The 12,083-nt window shown below is 68.5% G+C and carries 16 protein-coding genes and 1 tRNA gene; 2 read left to right on the top strand and 15 right to left on the bottom strand.

Annotated features, from left to right (window positions below; genetic code table 11):
- Window positions 1–944, top strand: a 944-nt coding sequence (hemB, locus tag VN378_RS16655; protein ID WP_325744676.1) for a porphobilinogen synthase, incomplete at its 5' end; no start/stop codon positions are given.
- 2 nt (window positions 945–946) lie between these two features.
- Here the strand turns inward: hemB and VN378_RS16660 are convergent.
- From VN378_RS16660 to VN378_RS16690, 7 genes are all read right to left on the bottom strand, one after another.
- Window positions 947–1,102, bottom strand: coding sequence for a hypothetical protein (locus VN378_RS16660; RefSeq protein ID WP_325744677.1), 156 nt, complete (start codon window positions 1,100–1,102; stop codon window positions 947–949).
- 63 nt (window positions 1,103–1,165) lie between these two features.
- Window positions 1,166–2,245, bottom strand: a complete 1,080-nt coding sequence (locus VN378_RS16665) for an alpha/beta fold hydrolase (protein WP_325744678.1) — start codon at window positions 2,243–2,245, stop codon at window positions 1,166–1,168.
- Window positions 2,242–3,069 (bottom strand): MBL fold metallo-hydrolase, encoded by an 828-nt coding sequence (locus tag VN378_RS16670; protein ID WP_325744679.1) that lies wholly within the window; start codon window positions 3,067–3,069, stop codon window positions 2,242–2,244. Before VN378_RS16670 ends, VN378_RS16665 begins: the two co-directional genes overlap by 4 nt.
- Window positions 3,066–3,866: a TatD family hydrolase gene (locus VN378_RS16675; protein ID WP_325744680.1), complete on the bottom strand. Its 801-nt coding sequence runs from the start codon at window positions 3,864–3,866 to the stop codon at window positions 3,066–3,068. The genes VN378_RS16670 and VN378_RS16675 overlap by 4 nt, the downstream gene beginning before the upstream one ends.
- The gene (locus VN378_RS16680) at window positions 3,866–4,843 is read right to left on the bottom strand and encodes a DNA polymerase III subunit delta' (RefSeq protein WP_325744681.1); all 978 of its coding nucleotides are present in this window, start codon (window positions 4,841–4,843) and stop codon (window positions 3,866–3,868) included. Before VN378_RS16680 ends, VN378_RS16675 begins: the two co-directional genes overlap by 1 nt.
- The gene (gene tmk, locus VN378_RS16685; protein WP_325744682.1) at window positions 4,840–5,466 is read right to left on the bottom strand and encodes a dTMP kinase; all 627 of its coding nucleotides are present in this window, start codon (window positions 5,464–5,466) and stop codon (window positions 4,840–4,842) included. The genes VN378_RS16680 and tmk overlap by 4 nt, the downstream gene beginning before the upstream one ends.
- A gap of 37 nt (window positions 5,467–5,503) precedes the next feature.
- Window positions 5,504–6,310 carry a septal ring lytic transglycosylase RlpA family protein gene (locus VN378_RS16690; RefSeq protein WP_325744683.1) on the bottom strand — a complete coding sequence of 269 codons (807 nt, stop codon included), beginning with the start codon at window positions 6,308–6,310 and terminating at the stop codon, window positions 5,504–5,506.
- 96 nt (window positions 6,311–6,406) lie between these two features.
- On the opposite strand from VN378_RS16690, the gene VN378_RS16695 reads away from it, so the two are divergent.
- Window positions 6,407–6,496, top strand: a tRNA-Ser gene (locus VN378_RS16695).
- A gap of 49 nt (window positions 6,497–6,545) precedes the next feature.
- Here VN378_RS16695 and VN378_RS16700 read toward each other — a convergent pair.
- From VN378_RS16700 to VN378_RS16735, 8 genes are all read right to left on the bottom strand, one after another.
- A complete protein-coding gene (locus tag VN378_RS16700) occupies window positions 6,546–7,910 on the bottom strand; it encodes a DUF6880 family protein (RefSeq protein ID WP_325744684.1) in 1,365 nt (454 codons plus the stop codon).
- Window positions 7,911–8,000: 90 nt separating this feature from the next.
- Window positions 8,001–8,177 (bottom strand): hypothetical protein, encoded by a 177-nt coding sequence (locus VN378_RS16705; RefSeq protein ID WP_325744685.1) that lies wholly within the window; start codon window positions 8,175–8,177, stop codon window positions 8,001–8,003.
- A 100-nt stretch (window positions 8,178–8,277) separates the two neighbouring features.
- Window positions 8,278–8,472, bottom strand: coding sequence for a hypothetical protein (locus VN378_RS16710; protein WP_325744686.1), 195 nt, complete (start codon window positions 8,470–8,472; stop codon window positions 8,278–8,280).
- Between the two features lie 137 nt (window positions 8,473–8,609).
- Window positions 8,610–8,921 (bottom strand): hypothetical protein, encoded by a 312-nt coding sequence (locus VN378_RS16715; RefSeq protein ID WP_325744687.1) that lies wholly within the window; start codon window positions 8,919–8,921, stop codon window positions 8,610–8,612.
- Complete coding sequence (locus VN378_RS16720) at window positions 8,918–9,340, bottom strand: hypothetical protein (RefSeq protein ID WP_325744688.1); 423 nt, start codon at window positions 9,338–9,340, stop codon at window positions 8,918–8,920. The genes VN378_RS16715 and VN378_RS16720 overlap by 4 nt, the downstream gene beginning before the upstream one ends.
- A 46-nt stretch (window positions 9,341–9,386) precedes the next feature.
- Complete coding sequence (locus VN378_RS16725; RefSeq protein ID WP_325744689.1) at window positions 9,387–9,695, bottom strand: hypothetical protein; 309 nt, start codon at window positions 9,693–9,695, stop codon at window positions 9,387–9,389.
- A gap of 17 nt (window positions 9,696–9,712) precedes the next feature.
- Window positions 9,713–10,222: a helix-turn-helix transcriptional regulator gene (locus VN378_RS16730; RefSeq protein ID WP_325744690.1), complete on the bottom strand. Its 510-nt coding sequence runs from the start codon at window positions 10,220–10,222 to the stop codon at window positions 9,713–9,715.
- A 99-nt stretch (window positions 10,223–10,321) separates the two neighbouring features.
- A partial coding sequence (locus VN378_RS16735; protein WP_325744691.1) for a PHA/PHB synthase family protein occupies window positions 10,322–12,083 on the bottom strand: 1,762 nt, incomplete at its 5' end.

Genomic DNA, 12,083 nt, shown 5'->3' on the forward strand with positions numbered 1-12,083 from the left:
GTCCGTGGGTGCGCCGGCTGGTGGCCGAGACGACGCTGACGCCCGCCGACCTGATCTGGCCCCTGATCGTCCACGACGGGGCCGAGGACCGCCAGCCGGTCGCCTCCATGCCCGGCGTCTTCCGCCTGTCGCCCAGAGCCGCCGCCGAGGCCGCCGTCGAGGCCCGCGATCTGGGCATTCCGGTCGTCGCCCTGTTTCCCAATGTCGACGGCTCCATCAAGGACGGCGTCGGCACCGGCGCGACCGACCCCGACGGCCTGATCCCCGCCTGCATCCGCGCCATCAAGGACGCCGCGCCCGGGATCGGCGTCATGACCGACGTGGCGCTGGACTGCTACACCGACCACGGCCATGACGGCGTGGTCGAGAACGGCCGCATCCTCAATGACGCCAGCCTCGAACGGCTGGCCGAACAGGCCTTCATCCACGCCCATGCGGGGGCCGACATCGTCGCCCCGTCCGACATGATGGACGGTCGCGTCCAGGCCATCCGGGAGGCACTTGAAGCCAACGGCTTCTCCGACACCCTGATCCTGTCCTATGCGGCCAAATTCGCCTCGGCCTTCTACGGCCCCTACCGCGACGCTGTCGGCTCGGCGAAGGCGCTGACCGGTGACAAGAAGACCTACCAGATGGACTACGCCAATTCCGACGAGGCCCTGCGCGAGGTCGCCATGGACATCGCCGAGGGCGCCGACGCGGTGATGGTCAAGCCCGGCATGCCTTATCTCGATATCGTTCAACGGGTTGCAGAGACTTTCAAAGTCCCCACCTTCGCCTACCAGGTGTCCGGCGAATACGCGATGATGCAGGCCGCCATCGCCAACGGCTGGCTCGACGAGGACCGCGCCATCCTTGAAACCCTGCACGGCTTCAAGCGCGCGGGCTGCGCCGGGGTGCTGAGCTATTTCGCCCCGAAGGCGGCGAGGCTTCTGCGGGTGTGAGGCTAGACGCCGTCCGTGAAGCCCGCGATCAGGCCGTCCAGGAAGCCCTGAGCGAATTCACGCAAGACGATGAACGCCACCCCGACGGCGATGAGCAGCGCTACCGTGGTCACCGGCTTCCGGCGAAACGCGTTCGACACCTGGGCAATCACGTTCATCGGCGGTCTCCATGGCCAGACCACATCCTATACGGGCGTATGGCCGAAGCACAACGGCCGCGTCTAGGTCCCCGGGTTGCTGCGGGCCAGCAATGCGACCAGGTCGTCCTTCCAGAACGCCGCCCAGGTGTGGGTCCCATGGCCCTTGCCGCCGGCGCTGTTGGGGATCAGGCGATATCGGACGCCGGCGATCCGCGGAACGAACTGCTCGGCCAGACCCAGCTCCGGCGGATTGATGAAGTCGTCCGCCGAGTTGATCCAGGTCATCGGCGCGGTGATCCGCTCCAGCCCGGCCGAGGGGTCGTAGTCGAAGGAGGCATTGACCTGATACCAGAGGTCGTTGGCGTCCAGCGCCGGAAGCCGCCGGGCCTGCTGCGCCGCCAGCCACTCGTCGGCAGCGGCCGGGGTCGCCAGATCCTGTTGCATCGCCATCGGGGCCGAGCCCGCCAGCAGCAGAAGGTCGACCGCCGTGCGCAGCCCCCCGACGGGCTGCTCGACATAGTCGCCGCCGCGCCACGCCGGATCGTTCCGGATCGCGTCCTTCAGCATGGAGCGCCACAGCCGGTTCCGGCCAACGATGGCGGTCGGCTGGCAGGCCATCGGCATCAGGGCGTCGGCGAAGTCCGGGTGCGCCTCGGCCCAGACGAAGATGTGCATGCAGCCCATCGAGGTGCCCAGCATCAGCCGCACCCGGTCCACGCCCAGTCCGTCGACCAGCAGTCGCCGCTGCGCCTCGACCATGTCGGCGTAGCCGTACTCCGGGAACCCCGCCCGCAGACCGTCCGACGGCTTCGACGAGCCACCATGGCCGAGGTTGTCCGGCATGATGATGTAGTAGCGGGCCGTATCCAGCGGCTGGCCGGGCCCGAACAGTTCGCTGGCGAACTGGGGCGACAGGAACTGGGCGCCCGTTCCGCCCGTGCCGTGCAGCAACAGGACGGCGTTCTCGACGCGGCCGTCTGCGCCGCGCCGCGGCTGGCCCAGGGTGCGGTAGTGAAGCCGCAGTTCAGGGAGCCGCTGTCCGCCGGCGAGGGCGAAATCCCCGGCGGTGAAATCCCCCTCCGCCGGCGCCGGCTGGGCGAGGACGGCCGATGACAGGGCAAGGGCGGCGAGGCCGCAAACAGCGGACAGCAGGCGTTTCATGGCGTCGGAACTCCATCCAGCGGCAGGCGGGCGGACCAGCCGTCCCAGGCCACATCGACATGGGCGGGCACGGCGGCCTTGAGGGCGTTGTAATCGAGATCGAGGTGCAGGTTGGTCAGTACGGCGCGTTTGACGTCCGCGCGGGCGATCCAGTCCAGGGTCTTTTCGACATGGGCGTGGGTCGGATGCGGCGTCCAGCGCAAGGCGTCGACGATCCACAGGTCGCAGCCCCGCACCGCCTCGATCGCGGCCTCGTCCAGATCCGACACGTCGCTGGAATAGGCTATCGGCCCGATGCGATAGCCCACGGAGCGGATCGGGCCGTGGGCTTGATCGAAGGTGAGGACCGGAAGGTCGCCGCCCGCCCCGGCGACGGTCCATCGCCGTCCGTGGGGCGGAATCTCCATATCATCCAGTATGGCGGGATAGCCCTCCTCACTCTTGAATATATAGCGAAAACGATCCGTCAGGGCTGCCCGTGTCGGAGCATCCATCCATGCCGGAATACGTCGCCGGGTGCGCATGGCGAAAACGCGCAGATCGTCGATTCCATGAACCTGGTCCGCATGATCATGGGTGTAGAGAACGGCGTCGACGTGCCGGACCCCGGCGGCCAGCATCTGGGCGCGCAGGTCGGGCGAGGTGTCGATCAGCACGCTGGTCACGCCAGCCGGACCGTGGCGGCGGATCAGGGCCGAACAGCGGGTGCGGCGGTTCTTCGGCTCGGCCGGATCGCAGGCGCCCCAGTCGCCATCGCCGCGCGGCACCCCGCCGGAGGAGCCGCAGCCCAGGATGACGACCTCCAGCTCGCCGGGGTCGCTCATGCCGGCCTCCCGCTCTCTGGCGGCCGGGGAATACGATCGAACAGGGCGAAGAAGGCGGCCGAGGTGCGCGCCTCCGCCTCTTCCCGCGTCCAGCCCCGGATATCGGCCAGGGCGTCCAGCACATGACCGACCCAGGCGGGCTCGTTGCGCCGCCCCCGGTGAGGCGCCGGCGCGAGATAGGGGCAGTCGGTTTCCACAATGATCCGGTCGGCCGGCATCGACCGAATGACCTCCCGGACATCGCCCGCCGCCTTGAAGGTGGCGATGCCGGAGACCGAGAACCACGCCCCAAGTTCTGCTGCCTTTTCCGCGAGTTCCGGACCACTGGTGTAGCAATGCATCAGGAACCGGAACGGCGCCTCGGCCTGTTCCTCGGCCAGGATGCCGGCCATGACATCGTCCGCCTCACGCGTGTGGATCACCAGCGGCAGACCGGTCAGGCGCGCGGCCCCGATATGCTGCCGGAACACGGACGCCTGGGTGTCGCGGGGACTGAGGTCATAGTGAAAGTCCAGCCCGCACTCGCCGATTCCCACCACCCGGTCCCGGCCCGCAAGCTCGGCGAGCCGGCCCGCGGTCAGATCGGCGTAGTCTTTCGCCTCATGAGGATGAACGCCGACCGTGCACCAGATGTCGGCATGCGCCATGGCCAGCCCGTGGGTGGACTCGAACGTCGACAGCTTGTCGGAAATCTCGAGCATCAGGCCCACCCCGGCCGCGCGAGCCCGGGCGATGACAGCGTCGCGGTCCGCGTCGAACTGCGGCGCATGCAGATTGACGTGGCTGTCGATCAGCATCAGCCGCCCGCCTTGGTGCGCTGCAGATCGGCCAGGGCGCCAGCCAGAACGTCGCCGCGGTCCAGGTTGATGGCGGCGGTCCGGTCGGGCAGTTCGGACAGGCGGCTCCACAGCTCGGCCCAGCGCGCGCCGGACGCCCCCTCCTCCAGCGCCCGCACCTTCACGGCGGCGATCAGCCGGTCCATGAGGGTCTCGAACCGCTCCTGGCCCTCCGCGCCGCGGAACCTGTCGGCGACGGCCAGGGCTTCGGCGCGGTCGACGGCCGGCGCGGCGACCCAGGCCTGGGCCAGCCTGTCGGCCTCGAGGGTCGCCCCGGACGCCAGCGCCAGCGCCTGTCCCGGAGAGCCGGCGGCCATGGCTGCGATCCGCGCCGCCTCTCCGGATGACACGCCGGTCTGGTTGCGAACCAGATTCTCAAGCGCGTGCAGGGGCCAGACGGGGAAGGCCAGCCGCCGGCACCGCGAGCGCAAGGTCGACAACAGCCGTCCCGGCGCATGGGTGACGAGAAACAGCACGCCGCGCTCAGGCGGTTCTTCAAGAACCTTCAGCAAGGCGTTGGCAGCATTCAGGTTCAGGTCATCCGCCGCATCGATGATCGCAACGCGGTAGCGGGCCTGCGACGGGCTCTTGGAAAAGAACTCCGGCAGGTCGCGGGCCTGATCGACCGAGATCGATTTCTTCGTCTTGCCGCCTTCGACGGCGCGTTCCAGCACCAGAAGGTCGGGATGGGACTGAGCCGTCACCAGTCGGGCCACCGGATCTTCGGGCCGGGTTCCCAGCAACCCTCGCGACGGATCAGGCGCGGCCCCCAGAAGGCGGCGGGCCGCGCGGTAGGCGAACGTGGCCTTGCCCGCCCCCTCGACCCCGCACAGCAGCCAGGCGTGGTGCAGCCGGCCCTTGTCGAACGCATCCAGAAAGGCGGCCTCGGCCGCGGCGTCCGGAATCAGGTCGAACCGGTCGCGCGGATGCTCGCTCACAGCAGCCGCGCCTCTATTGCGGCCCAGACGCGCGCCGCCACTGCGTCCTGATCGCCGTCGGCGTCGATGACGACGCAGCGTTCGGGATGTCGCGCCGCAATGTCGAGGAAGCCGCGGCGCAACCGCTCGTGAAACTCCAGCCCCTTGGACTCGAACCGCGTCTCGAACAGGCCCCGCCCGAAGGCGCGCTCCAGCCCGATGCTGACCGGCAGGTCGAAGATCAGGGTCAGGTCCGGCTGGGTCTCGCCGACGATAGCGGCGTCCAGGGTCTCGATGAATTCGGCGGGCGTGCCGCCGCCCACGCCCTGGTAGGCACGGCTGGAATCGGCGAACCGGTCGCAGACCACCCAGCGGCCGGCTTCGAGCGCGGGGCGGATGGTCCTCTCCAGATGATCGCTGCGGGCGGCGAACATCAGCAGCGTCTCGGTCAGCGGCGACCAGCGGCCGGCGTCGCCGTTCAGGGCGATGTTGCGGATGTCCTCCGCACCGGCCGATCCGCCGGGCTCACGGGTCTGGACGACCTCCAGATCGCGCGCGCGCAGGCGCTCGACCAGCCGTGCGACCTGTGTCGACTTGCCGGTTCCCTCCCCGCCTTCGAACGTAATGAATCTGCCCTGGGTCACCGGCGCACAATGGCGGCGCCCGCCCGGTTCGCAAGCCTCAGCGCGCCGATATCAACAGGGCGTCGGCGTATCCGCGCGCGATGACCGCCTGACGGGCGTGCTCGGCGGCGTTGGCGTCGGGCCACGGGCCGACCAGAACGCGGTACAAAGCGTCGTTTCCGCGGGGGGCGACGTCGACGGCGGCGCGGTCTCCCAGCCGGTCGGCGACGCGATGAGCCGCCCGGCGGTCGGCGAAGGCGCCGGCCTGGACCCAGTACGCTCCGCTGGCGTACGTCGCCCCAGCCGGGACGGCAGGCGCCCGCGGCGCCGGGGCCGCGGCCTGTTGCAGGGCCGTTCCTCCGCCTATCCTGGGCGCCCGGCCCAGATAGCGCACCCTGACCTGGCCCACCCCCGCCGACAGAAGACCAAGCGCCTCGGCCGAGCCCCGCGACAGGTCGAGGATCCGGCCATCGACGAACGGGCCCCGGTCATTGACCCGTGCGACGATCCGGCGGCCGTTGGCCAGGTTGGTGACCTCGATCAGGCCGGGCAACGGCAGGGTCTTGTGGGCGGCGGTCAGGGCATGCATGTCGAAGCGCTCGCCGGTCGCCGTCGGACGGCCGTTGAACTGGTCGCCGTACCAGGACGCCATGCCGGTCTCGTCATAGCCGGGCTGTTCGGCGGGCTGATACCAGCGCCCCCGGATCTGGTAGGGGCGCATCGTCCCTGAAACGATCGGCGCGGGATCGGTCACGACCGGCAGCCGGCCCATGTCCGGCCGCGCGCCGCCGGCGCAGGCGGCCAGAAGCGACAGCAGCGCAACCGCCTGCGCGCCCCGGATTGTTTTGGCGAGTCTTGCAGCCATGGCCCCGTCCCTGACGGCCGGAAGCATGACCGCAGACATTTCCGCTTTGGTTAACGGGAGGTTTGGCGCTATGCGGCCATTCCGCTCGATAAGCACGGACAGGTGGCCGAGTGGTTTAAGGCAGCGGTCTTGAAAACCGCCGCAGGTGAAAGCCTGCCGTGGGTTCGAATCCCACCCTGTCCGCCAGCGGGACCGCGACGGGACCTCCCCGCGCGCGCCGTTCCTCCGTTCCGTTTCAACGCCAGACGGGACGCCCCGGCGCCGCGAGCGAGCGAAGCCCCTCGACAAAGGCGGCATGATTTTCGAAGTCTTCGCCCGCGAAGGCCGACAGGGCCTCCGCCTCGCCGATCAAGCCCTCCACCTCATCCGTCATGCCGCCGCCAAGGCGGACGAGCGCCCTGGCCCGCGCCCGGACAAGCAGCAGGGCGGCGTCCGGATAGCGGCCCGCAAGTCGCGCCGCCCATAGCGGGACATCGTCGGAAGATCCCCGAATCTCATCGCGGCGGGCCAGGATCATCGCCGCCGCCTCGCGATGCGCCGGCCAGTTCATCAGGAACGCCAGACCCTTGATCGCATCAGGATGCGCCCCGGCTTGCGCGAAGGCCCGATCCAGCGCGATGACGTCCTCGAAGTCGGGCAGCGCGGCCAGCAGCGTCCTCAGCGTGTCGACCGAAAGCGTCCGCTCGAACAGACTCCAGCGCGCTTCCTCAGCCGCGGCGTCCTGGCCTTCCGCTTCCAGGACGGCGATCTCGGCCGCGTACCAGCCGTCCGGCAGAGCCGCCGGCCCGGCGGCCCTCGTTCGACCCCATCGGCTGGCTGGCGGGCTTTCAGTCCGGGAGGCCTCCAGCGCCCCGCGCGCCTCCTCTGCACGGCCGGCCTGCGCGAGGCGTCTGGCGATCCCGGCGGCGACTTCGGGCTTGCGCCGCTCTTCATCCGGGATGGCGAGGACCCAGGCGTCGATATCGCCCGCCCGATCCGCCAGTTTACGCACGACGAGAGCCAACCGCCCCGTCGGACGGGGCCGCCCTCGCGTCAGGTCGGCCAACAACCGTCTCGCCATGGCCGGACTGAGAGCCGCGGCGCCGCGTCCGATCCAGGAAGCCCACTCCGACAGCCGCGTGAGCAGGGCGTCCGTCAGCGCCGGTCCGGCGACGTCCGGGCCGACCGTCGAGGCCAGCGCCGTCAGATCTTCAGATGCGCCGTCGAAGACCAGGGTGAGCTCGCCCCTGGGGTCCTTCACCCGCGCAGCCAGCGATGGATAGAGGTCGAACCAGGCCACCAGGCGGTCGAGCGCCAGCTTCGCATCCATCGCGGCGAGCCTCCCGACGATCATGCGCCGCAGCATCTGCAGGTCGGCGAGCAATTCCGGCCGCTTGCGCCACGACACCCGGGCCCGGCTGCTGGCCAGGGTGGCGAGCCGCTTGTCCAGTTCGAGCGCCAGATCGGGGGCTCCGATCTCGGCGGCCAGTTCCATTCGCAGCCGCCGCTTCAGATCGCCGTCCGCAACCTCGATCAGCAAGGCGGCGAGCCGATCCGCGCCGAGGGCGGACAGGTTCGCCTCGGACAGGGTCTTCCTTGCGGTTGAGGGGCGTCTGGCCATGCGTCCAGTCCAAGACGCCCGAAGCGCGAATGGTGCAAGCGCTGCCTTCACAAGGCCGGCATGACATCTGCAAGCCGGCCCATGTTCGCGTCATCGTCCGGCTGGCGAACCGCGCGGCGCGGGCGTCGCGCCCGGCGGATCGGTCGGGGCCGCCGCCGCCGGGGTCGGACCGAACACATAGAAGCCGCGCTGCGCCAGGGCTTCGGCGATACGCAGGATTTCCTGCTCACGCTCGACCCGCGTCAAACTGGCCCTCGACCCACGCATCCTGCCGCCTCCGCGCCTACGTTCCCCCCTTGCCGCCGTGCGGGCAAATCAAGGCTCGGTGAGGCCGGGACCAGACGATCCCGGGCGGACCAGTCCGGAGTCACCCTCGGCCGTCCCGTTTCAGTCGCAGAAGCTCCCTTCCCTCCTGAAACACCTCGACGTGCGTGAACTGGTTGCTCAGCAACAGTCGCATCTCGGCCAGATCGCGGGCCTGATGGATATCCGTCGCCTCGACCGCCTCCTCCTGGGGTGCCACCGACGCGCCGTCGTGCATATGAAAGACATAGGTCGGCATGACGCATCTCCTCCAAAAATCGATGGCGGAAACGACCTCGTACCGCACAGGTTCCTGTGTCGGAAAACGACGGTGCGGAAGGCGGCGAAGGACGGGCCGGGACGTCCTTCCCGCCCTTCGTCCAACCCTGAACCGCTTCAGGCCCGACTTGTCCTGAAACCCAGAACCGATCCGGAAGCCTGCGCGCGCTGCTCGTCGACCGCCGCGCCGTTGCGCAGCAGCGAGACGATACGCTCGATGGCCCGCAGGTCGAGACCGTCGCTGCGCCCGTCACCCTTCTGATCCATCACGACTTCAAGCATGCTCGCCGCGTCGGCGAGCGAACTGGGAAGATGGGCGAGGATCACACGCTCGGCGTTTTCCAGCGTGTCGAAATCATCGTCGGTGGCGGTCTGGCGCGTGGCCTCCCACAGCGCGATCGCCTGTCCAAAGGCGCGCTTCGTCGTCATGATATTGCTCCTGGCCAGACCCTGGGTCCGGCTGATGATGAAGTTTGGGCATAGGGAGCCGCACGGGCTTCCCACACCCCGAAAAGGGCGAGCAGCATCAGTTGCACCCAGATCACGATGCGCACCGTGACCGCGCCCCAGATTTGCAGGTCGCCGAGTATCGTCGCCGCCCAGAGGCCGATCGAAAGCAGCTGAACGCCGGCCGCGGCGATGAGCCACCAGCGGTCCGTCCGCAACGCCAGGATGATCAGCGTCGCAAAAAGCCCCGATGAAAGAACCGCGACTCCGTAGCGGAACTCGCCAATGTGCAGATGGTCCACGAACGGCGTCCCCACCATCGCGACGAGAAGCGCAACGCCCGCAATCCGTTCGGCAAGCCGCCCGAACCCCAGCAAGAGGCCGATCGTCAGGAAGCTCATAAGCGTGACCACATGTTGGGCCACGCTGTAGCCGGGGACGAGCACCTCAGCCGTTCGCGACGAGCTGCATCGGCGTCGGCGGCAGTTTTTGCTCCATCCCGCCGTCCATCCGCCATGACACGCCGAGCGTCTCCGCGACCTGGGCCAGCCCCCCATGGCTCCGGACCATCAGACCCCGCGCGCCGTTCAGTTGCGCCAGACTGGCGACGATATCGCTGATCTCGGCATGACCGACATCCGCCCCCACCGCCGCGTCACGCCGCCCATCGAGCATCGTCTGCAGCAGCTCGCTCGCGGCCACCATCGCTCGATCGACGGCGTGCTCCGTCGTATGGATCTTTCGGGCGATCCTCACCCCTACCTGTGCTCTTTTCACGTCCCCGCTCCGTGGCTGGTCGTTGGTTCCGACAAGGTCCGGATCGCGCCGGGAGGCGCCTGCTCGGCGGCGGTGCGTGTAGTCGCCGCCATCACAGACACGATTCCGATCGACACGATCGCGGCGCCCATCGCGAACGCGAGGACCAGAGCAAGCCGGACCAGGATGCGTCTGTCAGGACGCGGGAGGAACCAGCTGGACGGGCCCGGGCGATCGCCTGGGGCGCCGGATTGTTCGTCCGGCGCCGGATCAGGGAACGTCGGGGATGGACCGGTGGGAAGGGGGCCGGGAACAAACGAGGAGGAAAGCGGGTAGTCCCGGGAGACAATACGCACCGCTTCATAGCGATCGGAGGTTCCAAGCCGCTTGTACGCGTTGGAAAGATGATTGTTGACGGTGTTCGGCGAGATTGTCGCCCCCAGCCGCCGGGCGATCTCCTTGTTTGAGAGTCCCTCCCCAGCCAGTCGAACACACTGCAGCTGCCGCCGCGATAGCCGGTCGCCCATGCTCCACCCCTACAGACGATCAGGGCCTAAGCCGCTGACTCGAAAGAGAAGGGTTAAAGCAAATTCACTGGATTGCACGCACGAGGCGTAATCGGGCTCTCAGTATCGGACGCGGACGTAGGATCCCGGAGCGGCTTCTCCGGCCTTCAGCTTGCCGGAACCGACCTTGCGCCCCTTGACCTTGTCGTCGGCGGCGGCGGCGTCGAGCCAGCCCTGCCATTCCGGCCACCATGAACCCGCCTTCTGTTCCGCGTCGGCCAGCCAGGCCTCAGCGTCGTCCGGCGCCGCGTCATTGACCCAGTAGCCGTGCTTGTTCGACGCAGGCGGATTGATCATGCCGGCGTTGTGGCCGGAGCCTCCCAGCAGGAAGCGCGTCGGCCCGCCGAAGAAGCGACGCCCGGCATAGGTGTTCTTCCAGGCCGCCACGTGGTCGTCCTTCAACGCCACGATCATGACCGGCGTCCGGATCGCGCCGAGGTCGAGCGCGACGCCGTCGATCTTCACGCCGTCCTTCTCCCTGAGCCGGTTTCCGCGCAGCACCTGGGCGCCGTATTCGCTGAGCATCCGGGCCGGAATTCGCGCTCCGTCGTCGAACCACCATAGCAGGTCAGAGGCGCGCGCCTCGTCGCCGAGCAGATAGTGGTTCACCACCGACGACCAGATCAGGTCGTTGGCGCGCACAGTCGAAAACAGTTTCGTCAGGTCGTGCGCCTCGACGTAGCCGCGCTCGTTCAGATAGCGGTTGAAGGCCTTCAGGTCGCTGTCGCCGGTGAACACCGACCATTCGCCCATGTCGCCGAAATCGACCAGGGTGGCGATCAGCGTCGCCGAAGCCACGCGTTCGGTGCGATCCGTCGCGGCCAGATACGCCAGGGTCATGGCCGACAGGGTGCCGCCCAGACAGTAGGAAACCAGATCGGCGTCGGGCTCGCCCGTCGCCGCTTCGACGGCGTCCAGGGCGGCGATCACCCCGTTCTTCACATAGGCGTCCAGCCCATTGTCGGCGTGGCGCTCGTCGGGATTGGCCCAGGAGATGACGAAGACGGTGTGGCCCTGATCGACCAGCCATTTCAAATAGCTGGCCTTCGGAGTCAGGTCGAAGAGGTAGTATTTGTTCACCAGTGGAGGGACGAACAGCAGCGGACGGCGATAGACCTGCTGCGTCGTCGGCGCGTACTGGATCAATTCCATCAGATCGTTTTTGAACACCACGGCGCCGGGCGTGGCGGCGATGTTGACGCCCAGTTCGAAATCGTTGGGCGCGCGCCGGCTGACCAGTCCCTGACCCTTGCCGATGTCTTCAAGCAGATTCGACACGCCGATCATCAGGCTCAGGCCGCCGCTTTCGACCATCCGGCGGGCGACCTGCGGATTGGTCTGGGCGAAATTGGTCGGCGCCAGGGCGTTCATCATCTGGCGGCTGGCGAAATCCACCTGGGCGCGGGTGTCCTCGTCGACCGGAGCCGCGGCCACGAATTCCTGGAGCTGGCGCGCAGCCAGCAGATAGGCCTGCTTCAGCCAGTCGTAGACCGGCTCCTCGCTCCAGGCCGGATCCGAGAAGCGACGGTCGCCCCTGGCCGGCGCCGCGACAGGCGTGGTCTCCTGCCCCATCGCCCGGTCGCCCATGGTCCGCCACAGGGCGGTCCAGTCGCTCCAGTTCTTCGCCTGGGCTTCCAGCACCGCTGAGGGCCGCATCATCACCGAGGTGTTGAAATCGATCAGCGCCCGGGCCAGCGTCATGGGATCGTACGGAAGGGTTTGGGGGGTCGCGGCCTGCACCATCGTCATGCGCACCGCGGCTGCGGCGTTCTGCATCAGCCTGGTCAGGGTCTCGGCCACCACCATCGGATCGGGCGCGGAG

Origin of the sequence: Brevundimonas sp. (assembly GCF_035561115.1) — a bacterium.
Taxonomy (GTDB): domain Bacteria; phylum Pseudomonadota; class Alphaproteobacteria; order Caulobacterales; family Caulobacteraceae; genus Brevundimonas.

Coding starts and splice junctions, on each gene's coding strand:
- VN378_RS16660 (WP_325744677.1), bottom strand. CDS start 1,102: ATGAACGTGATTGCCCAGGTGTCGAACGCGTTTCGCCGGAAGCCGGTG.
- VN378_RS16665 (WP_325744678.1), bottom strand. CDS start 2,245: ATGAAACGCCTGCTGTCCGCTGTTTGCGGCCTCGCCGCCCTTGCCCTG.
- VN378_RS16670 (WP_325744679.1), bottom strand. CDS start 3,069: ATGAGCGACCCCGGCGAGCTGGAGGTCGTCATCCTGGGCTGCGGCTCC.
- VN378_RS16675 (WP_325744680.1), bottom strand. CDS start 3,866: ATGCTGATCGACAGCCACGTCAATCTGCATGCGCCGCAGTTCGACGCG.
- VN378_RS16690 (WP_325744683.1), bottom strand. CDS start 6,310: ATGGCTGCAAGACTCGCCAAAACAATCCGGGGCGCGCAGGCGGTTGCG.
- VN378_RS16700 (WP_325744684.1), bottom strand. CDS start 7,910: ATGGCCAGACGCCCCTCAACCGCAAGGAAGACCCTGTCCGAGGCGAAC.
- VN378_RS16705 (WP_325744685.1), bottom strand. CDS start 8,177: ATGCGTGGGTCGAGGGCCAGTTTGACGCGGGTCGAGCGTGAGCAGGAA.
- VN378_RS16710 (WP_325744686.1), bottom strand. CDS start 8,472: ATGCCGACCTATGTCTTTCATATGCACGACGGCGCGTCGGTGGCACCC.
- VN378_RS16715 (WP_325744687.1), bottom strand. CDS start 8,921: ATGACGACGAAGCGCGCCTTTGGACAGGCGATCGCGCTGTGGGAGGCC.
- VN378_RS16720 (WP_325744688.1), bottom strand. CDS start 9,340: ATGAGCTTCCTGACGATCGGCCTCTTGCTGGGGTTCGGGCGGCTTGCC.
- VN378_RS16730 (WP_325744690.1), bottom strand. CDS start 10,222: ATGGGCGACCGGCTATCGCGGCGGCAGCTGCAGTGTGTTCGACTGGCT.